The following is an 18335-nucleotide window of genomic DNA, read 5'->3' as shown; positions in this document are numbered from 1 at the left end:
AATGATGAATTCGAGCATTTGTTCGAATACCGGTAACTGAATAGTAAACCAAATCTCAATTTATGAAGAAATTAAAACGTATTGGTATGTTGGTGGCTTTGTGGGTGTGCGCCATTGCCGTGTTGCCCGCCCACGGACAGGCACCTGTATCGGGAAAGGTAACGGATGCCCAAGGGACGCCCTTACCCGGGGTAAGCGTGCTGGTGCAAGGTGCCGCCGACGGGGTAACCACCGACACCGAAGGGGCATACCGGCTGAACGACCTATCGCCCGATGCCACACTCGTATTCCGGTTCATCGGGTATACCACGCAACAGCAACCGGTAAACGGGCGCACCACGATTAACATACGGTTGGAAGTAGATGAAGCCACCCTCGATGAGGTGGTGGTGATCGGCTACGGTACGCAGAAAAAGGCTACGCTGACCGGAGCGGTCTCCACGATGGAGGGCGAACAGTTGGTGCAGTCGCCCACCGCCAACATCAGTAACTCGTTGGTGGGCCGTCTACCCGGTTTGGTTGCCTTGCAGCCCAGTGGCGAACCCGGATACGACCAGTCAAGGCTGAAGATCCGGGGTATTGGCACATTGAACGAAGGGGCCGAATCCGATCCGCTGGTATTGGTGGATGGTGTTCCGCGGAATTTCAATGAAATTGACCCCCATGAAATCGAAAACATCAGTATCCTGAAAGACGCTTCCGCCACGGCCGTATTCGGGGTGCGGGGAGCCAACGGGGTTATCCTGATTACCACCAAGTCGGGTAAATCGGGTAAGCCCCAGATCAGCTATACGGCCAACGTGGGATTGCAGGCACCGAACAGCCTTCCGGAGATGCTCAACAGCTACGAATATGCCATACTGCATAACGAGGCCGAAGAGAATATGGGGCGCCAGCAACTGTTTTTTTCGCCGGCCGACATCGAAGCGTACCGTACCGGTTCCGACCCGATATTCAGGCCGAGTACCGATTGGTATGACATGATTATCCGTGATGTATCCACCCAGCAGCAGCACAACTTCAACATCAACGGCGGGGCGCAACATACGCGCTATTTTGTCTCCGCGGGGTATTTCTCTCAAAACGGCGCGTATGACGTAAACGAAGCGCAACGCGAATTCTCGGCCAATCCCAAGTATCAGCGCTACAACTTCCGGTCGAATTTCGACATGGATTTCAACGATAACTTCTCGGCAACACTCAAACTGGCCGGGCAAGTGGCAGATATGAATTACCCCGGTCAGGGTGCAGGCGAAATTTTCTTCCGCATGCTGCGGGCGAACCCGTTGATGAACCCCGGTATTGTAGACGGGCGCATCATCGATAACGTGGAAGGATTGCCGGCCAATATCAACAACCCGTTAAGCTTCATTACGTCCAGCGGCTTCCAACGGAACTTCAACAGTACGCTCAACGCTAACATCGGGCTGAGCCACAAGCTGGGCTTCATTACCGAAGGCCTTTCGGCCCGGGGAATGCTGGCGTATGACCACTATTACCAGCACTGGGTGCGGCGCAACAAGTGGACCGCTACCTACAACATTGTGCGCAATCCAAACAACCCGGACGAACCTGTATTCATCCGGAACGGGGAGGATACGCCGTTTTCATTCAGTGAAGGCTACGGGCGCAACCGGAAGATATACACCGAACTCGCGCTGGATTATGCCCGCTCCTTTGGTGACCACCGCGTTACCGGCCTGTTGTTATATATGCAGGAAAAAGCACACAACCCTTCGTACGCCTATGCCGTTCCGATGGGCTACGTCGGCACGGTGGCCCGCGCCACCTACGGGTATGCGGGGCGGTATCTCACCGAGTTCAATATGGGGTATAACGGCTCCGAGAACTTCCCCGAAAACAAACGATACGGCTTTTTCCCCTCGTTTTCATTGGGCTGGGTAGTTACCGAAGAACCTTTCATGCCGAAGGATGGGCTGATCAGCTTCCTCAAAATACGCGGGTCATACGGTGAGGTGGGCAACGACAAAATCGGTGGTGAGCGCTTCCTATATTTACCGGACGTGTTTAACTACGCCGGGGGCTACCATTTCGGCGATGCCAATGCCGGCAATGTGCAATGGTATGGAGGTTCACAGGAAGGGAAAGTAGGCAACCCGAACGTAACGTGGGAACGCGCCCGGAAAAGCAACATTGGATTGGAGTTGAACCTGGCCGACGACATGATCGGCATTGTGGGCGACGTGTTCCATGAACGGCGCGACAACATCCTGTCTTACCTGGGCACGGTGCCCGATCTGGTACAGGCACCGCTACCCCCGGCCAACATCAGCTCGGTGGAAAACCGCGGGTTTGAGGTGGAGGTTAATTTCCGGCACCATATCAATGCCTTCAACTACTGGGTGAAAGCCAATTACACCTATGCGAAAAACGAAATCCTGTTTATGGACGAACCCGAGCGGCCATTCGAATACATGCGCGAAACCGGCCGGCCGGTCGGCCAGTTTTTCGGCCTCACCAGCGATGGCATTTACAATACCACCGAGGAAATCGAAAACAGCGGCATCACCTCTTGGGCCTGGGGAACCCCCCAGCCGGGCGATATCCGCTACATAGACCGGAATGGTGACGGCGCGCTCGACGACTATGACCGCGGGCCGATTGGATTTTCTACATTCCCGCAAGGCGTATACGGCGTTGCCCTTGGGTTTGATTACAAAGGGTTTGATTTCTCGGTGCTGTTCCAGGGTACCGATAAGGCATCGTTTTACCTAAATGAAATGGCGGCGTGGCCGTTTGATACGGATTGGGGCAGTGCGCAGAAAACACACCTGGAGCGGTGGACCCCCGAGCGTTATGCAAATGGCGAAACCATTACCTTCCCCCGGGTGGAGCTGTCGCCCACGCCGGGTAAGCATAATTATACCCAATCGGATTTCTGGCTGGAAGACGGCCGTTACTTGCGGGTGAAGAACGCCGAACTTGCGTACCGCTTTAGCGGCCCTTTCCTTGCCCAGATGGGTGTAAGCCATGTACGCGTGTTTGCCAATGGCAACAATCTACTCACCTGGAGCAGCGTGCGGCACTTCGATCCGGAATCGCCCAGTGGCCGCGGCCAATTCTACCCGCAGATGCGGGTGTATAACTTTGGGATAAACGTACAATTCTAACCGCAATACGTAAACAAATGAAGAAATTAGACAAGTTTTGGAAGTATATAGCAGCTGGGGTACTGGGCTGTTGCGTGGCGGTGCTTGCTTCATGCAATAAGGATTTTCTCGAAAAGCCCGACAGCAGCGATGTGACCATCGATACCATCTTTTCTGCCAAAATAAAGGCCGAAACGTTTCTCTGGGAAACCTACGGCACGTCAGTACCTGCCGGTTTCCCCAAAGACTGGGGGCGCTGGGAAGGGGTCAAAGACGCCTCCATGGTGATGGCGGCGAGCGATGAAGGCGACGTCTACGACGATTGGCCGGGATCGAATACGTTCAATACCGGTGTGTGGGGGCCGCAATCCAATCCGGAGGACGGCTTCGGCCACCATTACAAAGGTATCCGCAATGCAAACATCTTTATCGCCAACATTGACCGGGTGCCCGACATGTCTGAGCAGGAGCGTACACAGATGCGGGCTGAGGCAATCTTTTTGAGGGCCTTGCAGCATGCCGAACTGTTGAAACGCTATGGAGGTATTCCCATTGTGGACCATGTGTTGCAGGCCGACGGCGATGTCAAATTACCACGCAATACCTATGCCGAGTGTGTTGATTTCATTGTGCAGAGTTGCGATGAAGCTGCGGCAGTATTGCCCGACGGCTATCCGTCGGCGTTCCTCGGACGGGCCACCAAAGGTGCCGCATTGGCACTCAAATCGCGTGTGCTGCTGTTTGCGGCTAGTCCGCTTGCGAACAGCGCAAGTCCCTACAACGCGCAAGAGCGTGAATATACCGGCTATGTAGACTACAATCCCGAACGGTGGCGCGCGGCAGCGGATGCCGCCAAAGCGGTGTTGGATTGGGCTTCCGGTGCAGGCAATATCCGGCTTATCGTAAACCCCGCTGACCCGGGGGCCGCATACGAAACAGCCGTGACCCTGCCTGACAATGCCGAGGTGATCCTTGCCAATAAATCAGACAACTGGTGGGGGGCCTGGTGGCCCATGATGTTTCAGTTTGTGATGCCCCGTGGCATCTATGCGGGTTGGTATGGCCACGGCGTTACCCTGCAGCATGCCCAAAAATATTATACGGTAGCCGGTCAGGACCAAGTGTGGCCCGACGAGGGGCCCTATAGTGAGTTTTTGGGGAAAATGGGCGAATTGGAGCCCCGGTTCCAGCGGTCGGTGTTTTATTCCGGATCGCGTTGGAACGATGAATACGGAGTGCGGCATTTCTACCGCCGCAACAATGGCTCGTGGACCGAGCATGCGCCCGTGAACGGGGTAGGTTATATGAAGAAGTTCCTGTCGCGCTTGAACTGGGATGGCGGGCAACTCAATTGGATTGTCTTCCGCTTGGCGGAGTTCTACCTGAACTATGCCGAGGCGCTTAACGAGATCAACCCCATGGACGGCGCAAGCTATGCGGCGGTGAACGAAATCCGCCGCCGTGCGGGTATCCCCGAACTCTCAGCTGCAGACGCACGCTACGATACACAGGAAGAACTCCGCGAGGCAATCCGGAGGGAACGTGCCATCGAGCTGGCATTTGAAGAACACCGGTATTGGGATGTAAGGCGGTGGCTTATTGCCGATCAAGAAGGGGTGATGCGGGGAAGCATGTGGGGCCTCAATCTATATGAGCAGGCAAACGGCGATATCATATACCGCAAGGAAGTGTTCGAGAACCGCGTGTGGGACAACCGGATGTACCGTTATCCCATACCGCAAAGTGAATTCGACAAGGGCTATATTTCTCAGACACCGGGATGGTGATACCCAACCCAAATCGTAATATTATGATGAACAAGTATATCAGTATTTTTTTGATAATCGGAATTTGGTGCCCCGTGGCTTTGATGGCACAGGAACAGGCCTCCGGGCGGGTAACCGATTCATATGGATACGGGCTGTCTTTTGTGACCATCGAAAATAGAGACGGTGTTTCGCAGGGACAGACCGATGAAAATGGCGCATTTGCGATTGTACTGGCAGACACCGCGACCTTGATGTTCAGCTTGCAAGGGTATGGAACGATTGTACAACTCGTACGTCCCGGGCAGCAGGATTTGGCACTCGTGATGGCCCCCGACAGCCGTACCGCTTTGGTGGATGTGGCATTTGGCCAGCAACCGCAGCACGCGGTCACCGCCTCCATGGCTACGGTGGGCACTGACGTATTACGCACTACGCCGGTGCCAACATTGAGCAACACGCTGTTCGGCCGGCTGCCCGGCCTGACGGTGATGCAAGGAAGTGGCGAACCGGGATACGACGCCCCGCAGCTATTTATCCGCGGTATCGGTACGTATCAGGATAACAGCTTCCTCGTTTTCGTGGATGGACTTGAAACGCCGTTCGACCAGCTTTCGGTCGATGAAATTGAGACGATATCCGTACTGAAAGATGCCGCAGCGTTGTCGCAATTCGGTATCCGCGGAGCCAATGGTGCCCTCTGGGTAACCACCAGGCGTGGGCAAGCGGGCAAGACACGCATCACGCTCAACGCACGCAACGGATGGCAGCAGCCCACGGAGCTTCCCCAATTTGTAAACGCGTACGACTATGCGCGTTTGTACAACGAAGCCCTCAATAACGATGGATTGGAGCCCCGGTACAGCGCAGAAGCACTGGAAGCCTACCGTACCGGTAGCGATCCTTACTTATACCCCGACGTGAATTGGTACGATGAGGTGCTCCGTAAATACGCGCCCCAGCGCGACATGAGCCTGACCTTTTCCGGGGGCGGGCAGACCGCGCGCTACTTCATCCTATTGGGGTACAACCGAAACGAAGGGCTGTACGCCAATACCGATCGCGATCGCGTGGAAAACGCAAATGCCGACTTCCAGCGGTACAACTTCCGTGCGAATGTGGACATGCAGCTGAGTAAATACGTCTCTGCGGCAATGGATTTGGGTGGCCGTATCGAAGACCGCCATTTCCCCAATTTCAACGGGCCGGAACTGTGGAATAACATGGCGCGGTTTCCGGCCAATGCCTATCCGGTACGCAATCCCAATGGTACGTGGGGCGGCAATGCGCTGTATTTCGATAACCCCGTGGCATCCGTGTTGGATAGGGGGCTGAACTCCAGCACCGATCGCAACCTCATGGCTACACTGCGGCTTACCGAACACCTCGATTTTATTACCAAAGGCCTCAGCCTCCGTCAAACGGTCGCATTCAACAATTGGCACCGCGGCAACTATAATAAGACGCGCAATATTGCTGTGTACGAATTGAGTGCCCAACCGGATGCCGACGGTCAGCAGGAATATGCATACCGGCAGCATGGTACCCGTACCGATTTGGCCATAGACCAGAGCGGCAACGACCAGTGGAACCGGACCAACCTCCAGTTCTCTGTAAACTACGACCGGGATTTCGGAGCCAACGGCATTTCGGCCCAGCTGATGTATTATCAGGACGTATATGCCGTAAGTGGCAACAACGTGCCCTACGCCAACCAGAGTGTGATGGGGCGTTTCCATTACGGCTACGCCGACAGGTATTTTGCCGAACTCGGGTTTTCTTACAGCGGGTCAGAGCGCTTCCCTGCGGGCAACCGTTTCGGGTTTTTCCCGGCCCTGTCGGGCGCATGGGTAGTCAGCAACGAAAATTTCCTCAAAGAAAGCACCACTTTTTCCTACCTCAAGGCCAGGGCCTCGGTAGGGCTGTTGGGCAACGACCGGTTGGTTGGTCCGCGGTTTGCTTACCAGCAGGACTTTTACTATTCGGGCAGCTATTTTTTCGGGCCGGGCAACAACGGTTTCGGCACCATCGTGGAAGGTGTGCCGGGCAACCCCTATATTTCGTGGGAGAAGTCGTTACAGTATAACCTAGGCGTGGAAGCGACCCTGTATAACCGGTTTGATATAGGGATCGATGCGTATTACGAGAACCGCTGGGACATCTTAGCGACCGACGATGGCACGGTACCTTCTTATATAGGGCTGGGCTCCGCGTACCGCAATATGGGCGAAGTGAACAACTGGGGATTTGAGGCGACCGCCAACTACCGGAATACCATTGGTAACCTGGCTTATAAGCTTGGCGGCAGCATCTTCTACAGCCACAACGAGATCGCAGCGATGAATGAGGTGGTACGGGCGGAACCGTACCTGTACCGTACTGGCCATCCGGTGGGGCAGCCTTTCGGGTTACAAGCCGATGGGTTTTGGGGCGTAGACGATTTTGACGGCAATGGCTCGTTATTGCCGGGCCTACCGGTCTCTACTTTTGCGCCCGTGCAGCCCGGCGATATCCGCTACGTAGACCAGAATGCCGATGGGCTAATCGACGAAAATGACTACGTGGCCATTGGCGAGGCCTTCCAACCTGCGCTCACCTATACGTTCAACGTGAGTGGGGCATTCAAAGGGTTGGATTTCCATGTGTTTTTCCACGGCACGGGTCAGCGGAGCCTGTTCCTCGACGGCACCTATTTCTGGGCACTCCAGAATGACAATAACATCCCGGCAATGGCACTGAACCGATGGACGCCGCAAACGGCTGGCCAAGCTGATTATCCACGGCTGAGTACGTTGCCGAATGACAACAACTACCAGCATTCGTCGTTTTGGATGCGGTCGGGCGCGATGCTGCGGTTACGCAACGTGGAACTGGGCTATACATTACCAGACGGCTGGCAGCAGAAGCTGCGCCTCAACAACCTGCGTGTTTACGTGAGCGGAATCAATCTCGCCACATGGAGCGGGGTTGACGGTACGGACCCCGAGAGCATCGGCGGATACCCGCCGTTGAAATCCTATAATGTCGGACTAACGGCCCAGTTTTAAACCCATTGTTTACTACGATGACCATGAAGAAAATATTGATAGGGCTTGTGGCAGCGTTGCTGCTGACCGCTTGCGAAAAGAACTTCCTTGACCGGAGGCTGGATACCAACTACACGGTAGACCAAGTATTCAATTCAGCCGGTACGATGCGCGATTTCGGGCTTGGTATTTATACTTATCTGCCGGCCGGCTTTGATCGGATTGATGGTGCGTTGCTCGCTTCCGCCTCGGACGAAGCAGTACATGCGTGGCCGGGATCGGCCGTGCACCGGCTGGTGAATGGCAGTTGGAGCGCATTTAGTAATCCCGACGATCAATGGGCCGCAAACTATGCCGGAATCCGCAAAGCGACATTGTTTTTAGATCGCTCGACTGACTACCGCCAGATCGTTTACCGCGATACCATAACCGAAAGCGGCAAAAACGCATATGTAAATGATGTGAACGATATCGGCTGGCTGCGTGCCGAGGCGGTAGTACTGCGCGCTTATTTCTATTTCGAACTGATTAAACGCTACGGCGGCGTGCCCATCATCCAGGAAGTGCTCGACGCCGACGCACCCCCCATGCTGCCCCGGAATTCGTACGACGAATGCGTGGCGTTTATCGTTTCGGAGATCGATGATGCCTTGCCAGCACTGCGCGATTCGTGGCGCGGGTTCCAGTCCGACCGTTTCCTGGGGCGCATTACCCAAGGCGCCGCCATGGCGCTCAAAGCGCGGGTCTTGCTGTATGCGGCCAGCCCATTGAACAACCCGGCCGGCGATGAGACGAAATGGCTTGCCGCTGCGCAGGCTGCCCATGAGGTGATTGCACTCAATCGTTATTCCCTTGCCGACAATTACCGCGACCTATTCAGAGCGGTAGACAATGGGGAATTTATCTTGGAGCGCCGTTATGGCGCTTCCAACAACCTGGAGCGGTCCAGTTACCCGGTGGGCTTCGAAGGTGCGCGCGGTGGTACGAACCCGTCGCAAAACCTCGTGGATGCGTATGAGACGATCAATGGGCTGCCTATTGACGAAGACCCGGAGTACGATCCGCAGCAGCCCTACGGGAACCGGGATCCCCGTTTGCAGATGAGTATCATTGTCAACAATTCGTCGTATAAAGGACGAACTGTAGAATTTTGGGATGGCGGACTGGACGGGCCGGGAAAACCGCGCGCAACAGAAACCGGCTATTACCTCAAGAAGTTTGTGGATGAGGGCCTCGATCTGCTGCAGAATCGGACCAGCACGCACAATTGGATCTATTTCCGGTATGCGGAAATTCTGCTGAACTATGCCGAAGCCATGAACGAGGCCTACGGCCCCGATGCTGTGCCGGCTGGATTTACCCTGTCTGCCCGAGAGGCGCTAAATACGGTACGGCAACGCGCCGGCGTGGATATGCCGCCTGTGACCGATGCCGATCAAGCGGCTTTCCGGAATCGCGTACGCAACGAGCGTCGGGTGGAACTGGCCTTCGAAGAACACCGCTTTTGGGATGTGCGGCGCTGGCAAATTGCTGAACAGGCATTGGGGCAGCCGATTCGCGGTGTAACCATTACGCGGGCAAGCGACGGTGCCTTGACGTATACCTACCCAGCACAAGCTGTGCAAAGCCGGGTGTTCGAAAACAAGATGTACCGCTACCCCATACCACGGGCCGAAGTGGAGAAATCCAATGGCGTGCTTACACAAAACGAGGGGTGGTAACTTGCATAGTAGAAAAATAAAGAAACGCACGATGATGAAGCGACTCGTATATGTATTGATAGCCTGCTCCCTGATGGGCCAGTGGGCGTATGCTGACACGTACTATGTGGACGCACGTGATGGCGATGACCGGGCCTCAGGCTTGGATTCCACCGCCGCATGGCGGAGCCTCGACCGCGTGAACCAAGCTACATTCCAACCCGGTGACACCCTGCTGTTCCGCGCGGGCCGTATTTACGAGGGTCAGCTCAAACCCCAAGGTTCTGGCTCGGAAGCACAGCCCATCGTGGTAGCCAGTTTCGGCGACGGGTACAAGCCCCGATTGCAGGCACATGGGCGTTTCCTTGCTACCGTACACCTCTATAACGTATCGGGGTGGGAGCTTTCGGGCCTCGACATCTCCAACTACGGTCCGGAGCGCGAGGCTGGCAGGGCGGGGGTGATTGTCGAAATCCAGGATTTTGGCGTGGCAAAGGCCATACGGCTCCACGAGTTGGATATCCACGACGTGAATGGCAGCTTGGTGAAGAAAGAAGGTGGCGGCGCAGGTATCATCGTTAAAAACGGTGGCCGCGAAACCCCCTCGTGGTACGAAGGGCTCACCATTGAACATTGCACCGTAAAACGCACCCACCGCAACGGCATACTCATCAACGGCTATTGGAGCCGCGACAATTGGCACCCCAGCCGCGCTGTCGTTATCCGCCATAATTTGCTGGAAGGCGTGCCGGGCGACGGCATCGTACCCATTGGGTGCGATTCGGCACTGATTGAATGGAACGTGATGCGCGACTGCCCCCGCCTACTGCCCGATAGCGAGGCGGCCGCGGGGATATGGCCGTGGAGCTGCGACAATACCATCATCCAGTTCAACGAGGTAAGTGACCACAAAGCACCGTGGGATGCGCAAGGGTTCGATTCCGACTGGAACTGCCGCAATACGCTCATCCAGTACAATTACAGCCACGACAACGAAGGCGGGTTCTTATTGGTATGCAATGACGGCAATGCGAGCGGGCGGTCGAGCGTGGGCAACACGGGCACCGTCGTGCGCTACAACGTCAGCGTGAACGATGGCGGCCGCATAACGGGGAAGCACGCGGGTTTTTCACCGGTGATACACCTGCCGGGACCCGTCTCCAACACGAAAATATACAACAATGTATTGCTCGTGTCAGCCCACCGGCACCCCGATGCCGACAGCACGTTGGTTGCCTTCGATAATTGGCACGGTTACCCCGACAGTACGCTCATTGCCAATAATATTTTCTACGCGCTGTCGCCAGTGGACTACGAGGACGCGAAAGCCACCCGTATTTTTTATAGCCACAACCTGTACTACGGTGAGCATATCGACCGGCCCGGCGACCCGGCCGCCGTATTGGACGACCCGCTGTTCGTTACGCTGGAAAACCTGGGGCACCCAGGTATGGATGCGCTCAAAGGATTGTTGCTGAAAAGCGGTTCGCCAGCCAAAGGGAAAGGCAGGCCGTTAGTGGATTCGGTGGTGAGCGATTTCTATGGCCAGCCCGTGTTGCCCGGCCAGTCGCCCGATATCGGGGTGGCCAATAACCTGAGTCGTAACGCCTTTGCGCCTGGCCAGCTGTGGCACGACGATCGAGGCGAACATATCAATGCCCATGGCGGTAGTATCGTGTACCACGACGGTGTATACTATTGGTATGGGGAGAAACGTGGCGGCCGGCAATCGCAGGGCGTAAACGTATATACTTCTACCGACCTCTACCACTGGCGTTATGAAGCTTTGGCCCTATCGCCCGTCGAGGACCCCAACAGCGACATCACCTGGGGCTGCATCATGGAGCGGCCCAAGGTAATCTACAACGAGCGAACAAAGCAGTTTGTGATGTGGTTCCACCTCGAACTTCGTGGGCAGGGATACGCTGCGGCCCGAGCCGCCGTGGCGGTGAGCGATTCGCCTACGGGGCCGTTCCGTTTCATGGACAGCTTCCGGCCGAATGGCAACATGTCACGCGATATGGGGTTGTTTGTGGACGACGATGGCAGTGCATACCACATCTACGCTTCTGACGACAATTTCGATCTGCGTATTTCCCGACTAACCGACGACTACCTCCAGCCGACCACGCAAGACAGCCTGCTCTTCCGTGAGCATCGTGAAGCACCGGCCCTATTTAAATACCGGGGTAAATACTACCTCTTCACCAGTGCCTGCACCGGTTGGCGGCCCAACAGGGCCCGGCTGTATGTGGCCGATAACCTCTTCGGGCCATGGACATCGCTGGGCGACCCGATGCGTGGACCCGAATCGGAAATTACCTTCGACGCGCAATCCACATTCGTGCTGCCCGTTCCGGGGAAAAAGGATACGTTTATTTTCATGGCCGACCGCTGGAAGCCAGGCGATCTCAAAGATAGTCGCTATATTTGGCTGCCCGTCCGACTCGACGAAGACGTCCCTTACGTGCAGTGGGAGGATGTGTGGAGTCTTGATGATTTATGATAATTGCTGATTGCTTATGAAGAAATTATTGGTGGTTGGTACGTGGATGGCATGCACCTTAGTGTGGGGCTTTGCACAACCCCGCGAGCTGAAGCTACGAACGGATGTGCCGCTCGACTCCATCCGCTTGAACGACCCCTTTATCCTGGCGGATAGTCAGACGTCTACATATTACATGACCGGTACGGGTGGACTGCTTTGGAAAAGCACCGATTTGGAAAAATGGACGGGCCCTTTCCGGGTGATCCAACACGATCCCCAATCATGGATGGGGCCGCAGCCGATGGTGTGGGCGGCCGAACTGCATGCCTACAACGGCAAATACTACAACTTCGCCACGTTTACCAACCGGGAGGTGAACATCGACACCGTAAAAGGGAACGTCATCGAACGGCGGGCCTCCCATGTATTGGTGAGTGATCGCCCCGACGGCCCTTACAAGCCGATGGCGGATACAACGTACTTACCGGCCGACATGCCCACACTCGACGGCACGTTTTGGGTGGACAAAGATGGCAAACCATATATGATATATTGCCACGAATGGCTGCAGAATTGGAACGGCACGATGGAAAAGATCGAACTGAAACCCGACTTGAGCGGTTCGGTGGGTGAAGGTGAAATCCTGTTCCGGGCAAGTGATTCGCCGTGGAGCAAGGAACGTGATGCGGAGGGCAACATCGTACCCAACAAAGTGACCGATGGACCCTTCTTGTTCCGTACCCAGACGGGCAAATTGGGTATGCTATGGACCAGTTGGGTGTTTGATGTGTACACCCAGGGCGTGGCTTACTCACAAAGCGGTACCTTGGATGGTCCATGGATACAGGAAAAAGATCCGATTACCCCACCCAACCATGGCCATGGCATGTTATTCCGTACATTTGACGGCAAGCTCCTCATGGCCGTGCACAGCCACCGTGCCGATGAAAATGGACGGTATATCCGGATTCCCAGGTTGTTTGAAGTGGATGATTCAGGGGATAAGTTGGTAGTATTGGAGTTATAGGTTGCATGACGGAGCGACTTTATCTAAGTTTGCCAAGCATTAAAACGAATTTTATATACCAAATGGATAAATTGATCAATACTTGGAGTGCCTACGCGCTGGTAGTCGCCGGCGCCTTCTGGAGCTGCACCGACCATACACGCAACTGTAATCCGGCAGCCACGTACCAATACGAGGCCATGACCGACTCGCTGGCGGCGGGGCTGAAGTGGCCGGAAGATCTCGATATCCGAGTATTTGCAGACGCCGGTTTGGTGCCGAGCCCGGCATGCATGGCCGTTTCCGCACTGGGTGATGTGTACGTGGGTGTTGACAAGATGGGTTCCCTCGGTAAGGACATGGGCTACGGCGCTATCGTCAAATTGATCGATTGCAACGGCGACGGTATCCTCGATACACACACCGAGTTTGCCAAGGTGGATAACCCCCGCGGCATCCTCGCTATGGGCAATAAGGTATATGTGCTGCATACGCGTTTTTCGCCCGAAACGGAAAAGGCCGAGAACATGGATCTGATTGTTTTTGAAGACAACGACAACGACGGGGTGGCGGATAGCACTGCGCAAGTACTGATCACCGACCTGAGTAACCCCACCTACCTTGCCGAGCGGGGTACCGACCACGCCACCAACGGCATCCAGCTGGGCATCGATGGCTGGATTTACATCGCCGTGGGCGACTTTGGTTTCCATAATGCGACCGATCGTGACGGTACCCGGCTGACCATGCTCGGTGGCGGTATCCTTCGCGTGCGGCCCGACGGCACCGAGATGGAAGTCTATACACATGGTCTGCGCAACATCTACGATGTGGCCATCGACCCGCTGATGAACATGTTCACCCGTGATAATACCAACGACGGCGGGGGCTGGAACATCCGGTTCTCCCACCAGCTGCAATCGGGCGAATATGGGTACCCGTTGCTGTTTAAACACTATACGGAAGAGATCATTCCAGCGCTGGTGGATGTGGGTGGTGGCTCGGGAACGGGCTCGCTGTACCTGAACGATCACCGTTGGCCCGAGGCTTACAACAATACACCACTGATGGCTGATTGGGGTAGGAGCTACCTCTATAAACATCCAGTTACGGCTGATGGTCCTACATTCACCCAGGCCGAGGAGCCGTTCATCCAGTTGCCGCAGATTACCGATGTGGATATCGACGGGTCGGGGATTATGTACCTATCCGCTTGGGACGGCGCCGGATATTCGGGCAGCCCGGATATCGGCTATGTGGTCCGCGTGGTGCCCAACGGGTGGGAATATCAGCCGTTTGCCGACGTGACCCAGTTATCGGACCGCAAACTCATCGCCCTGCTTGAATCGCCCGATGCCAAAGTACGCCAGGCAGCACAGTTCGAATTGCTCAGCCGGAATCCCGGCGACCGGACAACCTCCTCTATATGGAGATTGGTGGAAAAGGAATCGCTGGACAAACCGCAGCGGGTGGCCGCCTTATACACCTACGCACAGCTGACCGGCAGGGCAGGCATCGACCGACTGGTGGAGGCTACGCAGGATACCGCCCTGCAGGAATTTGCCCTGCGCGCCCTGGCCGACCGTAAAGGGCTGGCTGATGCAGTGCCTGCCGAACCCTTCCTCGCCGCGCTGCAATCGGATAACCCACGGGTAAAGGCCGCAGCCATCATCGGCGTAGGACGATTGGGTATCCGAAAAGCCATCGGCCAGTTGCTCAATACCGGGGTACCGGCCTCTTTCAGAGCACCGGCACTGGGAACCGAAGGCCCGCACGCCACCCCTAACGCAGAAATCATCATCCCCCACCTTACGGTACGGACACTTGTCGCGCTGGATGCCGTGGCGGAATGCATCGACGCGCTGGGCACCGAACAGACCGATATGGCGTTATGGACCATGCGCTACTTCCATGACGACCGTGTGGTGGATGCGTTGATTGGGGCTTATGACCATACCGATGACACCGCCTATCGCGAAAAAATAATCAACACCTTGGCGCGCATCTATCACCGCGAGCCGGCATACGATACCTCCTGGTGGTGGGGCACACGACCCGATACACACGGCCCGTACTATAAGACGGAAGATTGGACATCGACCCCAGCGATACGTGGTTTCCTGATCGCACAGTGGGAAGTGGCCAGCAAGGCAGATAGGGCTTCCTTCGCCGCCCTCAATACCAAGTACCGTCTCGGTATCGACCAGTTCGGCACGGTCGACCTGGAAAAAGCACGTGAAGAAGCGGCGTTGGTCGATTTGGAAGCGATCAAGAACAAGAAGGGACAGGTGGGCGAGTCGTCGATTGAAGACGTTCTGCTTGCGTTGCAGCGTATCAAAGGTGATCCGGAGGCTGGGGCAGCGTTGTTCGTGCAGCAGGGCTGTGTGGCCTGCCACACCGTGGATGCCAGCGAGCCACAAAAAGGCCCGTTCATGGGGCAGGTCGGCTCCATCATGAACCGTGAGAAAATTGCCGAATCGATACTCAAACCAAATGCATCCATCTCACAGGGTTTTGCAACGGTACAGATTGAGCTCAATAATGGCCAAATGTATGTGGGCTTTGTCACGGCGGAGTCGGCCGAGAAGCTCACCATCCGCAACGTAGCCGGGGTAGCCACTGAGATCAAGACGGCAGATATCAAGGACCGGCGTGAACTGGATATGTCCATGATGCCTGAAGGCTTAGCGAATGCACTGAGCTACGAAGAGCTGGCCTCGTTGGTGGCGTATTTGGAGCAACAGAAATAAGGGGGTTATTTTACACCTTGCTTGGTGTTCACCGGAAATGGCATATCTTTGCTTGCGGAGGCACTGTTGAATGAAAGAAGATATACTTATCCAGATTGCAAACCAGATCAGGGAGCGGAGGAAGAGCAAGGGAATTACGGTACAGGAACTCGCTGAGCGCGCATCCGTAAGCAAAGGGTTGATTTCCCAGATTGAAAATAGCCGTGCCGTCCCGTCTTTGATTGTGCTGATAGCGATTATCAAAGCCCTGGATGTCGACCTGAATGTCTTCTTCAAAGAAATCGATACCGCAGAGTCGGCAAAGACCATTCTTGTAAAGCGGCGGGATGAATACTACTATTTCGAAAAAGAACAGGCCATGGGTTTCCGCTACCATCGGATATTCACCCGGAATATCGAGAAGTCCACAGTGGATATCGTCCTGCTTGAACTGGAGCCGAACGCCAAGCGGCCCATGGTGGAAACTGAGGCATTTGAATACAAATACATGTTATCAGGCGAGGTTGAGTACCAGTTTGAACACGAAAATATCCGGTTAAATGCCGGGGACTCCATGTTATTTGACGGGCGCATACCACATACACCCAAGAATATCGGAGCCTACAATGCTGTGATGTTGGTTATTTACTTCTTTGAGAATTAACTAAAAACAGCCGCCTCGCGCACCTAACCTTTCCATCTCTTTTCTGCGTTTAAATACCTGAACCGGAGTTGCCCACCGGTTTAATGATTTTTTAATTTTCTAGGTTTATTCCGTTAATAAACATTGTTTAGTATTGCTTAACTTTTCTAGGCAAGCAATTCGTGCTTTGAGAGTTAAGGAAAGCGTATTGATACTAAAATAAATATATATGGATAGTTTGTCGACTGAAGTATGGAACCGATAACCCTTAGTATTATGGACTTATTCCGCAAATCCTTTTGGAAAGTAATTTTCAGCATTCTTTTACTCCCGGCGGCCTTGATGGAGACTGATGCACAGGAGGTAGTCCAAGTGGACAGTGTGTTGTGGCCCGTACGGAATGGGGTAGAAAATCTTTTGCAAGGCAGTACAGCCGGTCTTCGTGTGAAAAGCTGGTCGGGCGAGGCCGGCACCCAGTCGGTCATCAACCTCCGCGGACTGAGTATGGATCCGACGGATGATTCCACCATGCCGATGATCATGATCGATGGCGTGCCGATTATTGGCAGCCCTTCCGGTGTGACGGCGATTAACCCGTTGAGTTATTATGCCCCCGAACAGATTGAACGTATCGAGATCATCAAAGCGGTGGACCAGTTGGCCGCTTATGGTGTACTGGCGGCAAACGGGGCGATTAACATCGTATTGAAGGAGGGGCGTACCGGGCCGTTGCATGTCAGTGCATCGGCGTTTGCCGGCACCAATTATTTGAACGACTTCAACTACCGCAAAGATGCCTTCTACAACTTCAATACCACGGCCCGGCGGGAGGTATACGGCCGGGAGATTACCCACAGCCAGCGGGCAATCATAGACGGGGGCGGCGATTTCGGGTCGTATTTGTTCGGGTTTACGAACGAGCAGGATAACGGAGCGGTGGCCGCAACCAAATTTACCCAACAATCGTTGTTTTTAAACGCAACCTATAACATCTCCCCACAGTTTACGGCGCAATTCTACAGCAATCTAACCCTCGCCAATCGGAAAGGCCGCTATGCCGGCGAATACGAGCGTGGGCTGCCACGCCCAGTGGTGCCTGATGAAACATTCTTCATGGATGACAATAAGAACACGGCACAGCTTTCATCGCTGCGGCTCAGCTATCAATTGGCTCCGAAGTGGTCCGTTACCTCCTTGGCGGGTATATCATACGAGGGTGCTAAGCGCGATTTTTTCATCCCGTCTGATGTGTTGGACGGATCTGTCCGCGCCGCCAGCGCCGCCGTAAAGCGACAGTTGATTTCCATCAACACCACGGTGAATTACAGCCACCGTTTTTCCGACCGGACGGACCTGACGATGACACTGGGTAATGAGGTCCGGACCACGGATAACCGCATTACCTCCGTCGACGGAAATAAGAATTTGGAATACGGTGGGTCCAATTTCGTCAAAGTGGTAACCGGTTACAACGCCAGCCAGACCGATGCCTGGTCGGGCCACGACCGGGATAACCTGTTGTCTTTCTTCGGCCTCTGGAAACTGGATTTCAACGACGACCTGAATGTGAACCTGACCCTCCGTGCTGATGGGAGCTCTTTGTATGATCAAAAATGGGGGCTGTATCCGGCCGGGGGCGTAAGTTATAGCTTCAAAAATACGTTAGAACTTCCACTCACCGTTAGTGCGGCGATGGGCAAAACGGGAATGTTGGCCCGGCCGGAAGTATACCGCGGCGAGCTAACCGCATTTGGCGACTATTTCAGCGGCAATGAGCTGGGTATCGGCAAGTTGTACGAAGCATTTGAGCATGCCAAAAGCATCCAGGGATTTCGCTTTTAAGAATTTTGGGGATTGGATTTGCAGG

General features: G+C 54.9%; 9 protein-coding genes. All 9 read left to right on the top strand.

Translation table 11 applies throughout. The annotated features are described in order from the left end of the window. The first annotated feature begins 62 nt into the window (after nucleotides 1–62). The 9 genes from NGM62_RS10685 to NGM62_RS10645 all read left to right on the top strand — a co-directional run bounded on the left by NGM62_RS10685 (nucleotide 63) and on the right by NGM62_RS10645 (nucleotide 18310). Complete coding sequence (locus tag NGM62_RS10685) at nucleotides 63–3131, top strand: SusC/RagA family TonB-linked outer membrane protein (RefSeq protein WP_262247856.1); 3069 nt, start codon at nucleotides 63–65, stop codon at nucleotides 3129–3131. Nucleotides 3132–3148: 17 nt separating this feature from the next. Continuing rightward, nucleotides 3149–4897, top strand: a complete 1749-nt coding sequence (locus NGM62_RS10680) for a RagB/SusD family nutrient uptake outer membrane protein (RefSeq protein WP_262247855.1) — start codon at nucleotides 3149–3151, stop codon at nucleotides 4895–4897. A 23-nt stretch (nucleotides 4898–4920) separates the two neighbouring features. Next, the gene (locus NGM62_RS10675) at nucleotides 4921–7923 is read left to right on the top strand and encodes a SusC/RagA family TonB-linked outer membrane protein (protein WP_262247854.1); all 3003 of its coding nucleotides are present in this window, start codon (nucleotides 4921–4923) and stop codon (nucleotides 7921–7923) included. 23 nt (nucleotides 7924–7946) lie between these two features. Beyond that, a complete protein-coding gene (locus NGM62_RS10670; RefSeq protein ID WP_262247851.1) occupies nucleotides 7947–9623 on the top strand; it encodes a RagB/SusD family nutrient uptake outer membrane protein in 1677 nt (558 codons plus the stop codon). 31 nt (nucleotides 9624–9654) lie between these two features. Further along, entirely contained in the window at nucleotides 9655–12108 is a 2454-nt protein-coding gene (locus NGM62_RS10665; protein WP_262247848.1) for a family 43 glycosylhydrolase, read from the top strand. Between the two features lie 16 nt (nucleotides 12109–12124). Then, nucleotides 12125–13117, top strand: a complete 993-nt coding sequence (locus NGM62_RS10660; protein WP_262247847.1) for a glycoside hydrolase family 43 protein — start codon at nucleotides 12125–12127, stop codon at nucleotides 13115–13117. Nucleotides 13118–13179: 62 nt separating this feature from the next. Then, entirely contained in the window at nucleotides 13180–15846 is a 2667-nt protein-coding gene (locus tag NGM62_RS10655; protein WP_262247844.1) for a DUF7133 domain-containing protein, read from the top strand. Nucleotides 15847–15916: 70 nt separating this feature from the next. Beyond that, nucleotides 15917–16489: a helix-turn-helix domain-containing protein gene (locus NGM62_RS10650; RefSeq protein WP_262247843.1), complete on the top strand. Its 573-nt coding sequence runs from the start codon at nucleotides 15917–15919 to the stop codon at nucleotides 16487–16489. A 255-nt stretch (nucleotides 16490–16744) separates the two neighbouring features. Continuing rightward, a complete protein-coding gene (locus NGM62_RS10645; RefSeq protein WP_262247840.1) occupies nucleotides 16745–18310 on the top strand; it encodes a TonB-dependent receptor plug domain-containing protein in 1566 nt (521 codons plus the stop codon). Nucleotides 18311–18335 lie beyond the last annotated feature (25 nt).

Origin of the sequence: Parapedobacter soli, from assembly GCF_025460835.1 — a bacterium.
Classification (GTDB): domain Bacteria; phylum Bacteroidota; class Bacteroidia; order Sphingobacteriales; family Sphingobacteriaceae; genus Parapedobacter; species Parapedobacter soli.
The sequence above is the reverse complement of the archived record's forward strand: the minus strand, read 5'-3'. Positions and strand labels throughout refer to the sequence as shown.

Coding starts and splice junctions, on each gene's coding strand:
- NGM62_RS10685 (WP_262247856.1), top strand. CDS start 63: ATGAAGAAATTAAAACGTATTGGTATGTTGGTGGCTTTGTGGGTGTGC.
- NGM62_RS10680 (WP_262247855.1), top strand. CDS start 3,149: ATGAAGAAATTAGACAAGTTTTGGAAGTATATAGCAGCTGGGGTACTG.
- NGM62_RS10675 (WP_262247854.1), top strand. CDS start 4,921: ATGATGAACAAGTATATCAGTATTTTTTTGATAATCGGAATTTGGTGC.
- NGM62_RS10670 (WP_262247851.1), top strand. CDS start 7,947: ATGAAGAAAATATTGATAGGGCTTGTGGCAGCGTTGCTGCTGACCGCT.
- NGM62_RS10665 (WP_262247848.1), top strand. CDS start 9,655: ATGATGAAGCGACTCGTATATGTATTGATAGCCTGCTCCCTGATGGGC.
- NGM62_RS10660 (WP_262247847.1), top strand. CDS start 12,125: ATGAAGAAATTATTGGTGGTTGGTACGTGGATGGCATGCACCTTAGTG.
- NGM62_RS10655 (WP_262247844.1), top strand. CDS start 13,180: ATGGATAAATTGATCAATACTTGGAGTGCCTACGCGCTGGTAGTCGCC.
- NGM62_RS10650 (WP_262247843.1), top strand. CDS start 15,917: ATGAAAGAAGATATACTTATCCAGATTGCAAACCAGATCAGGGAGCGG.
- NGM62_RS10645 (WP_262247840.1), top strand. CDS start 16,745: ATGGACTTATTCCGCAAATCCTTTTGGAAAGTAATTTTCAGCATTCTT.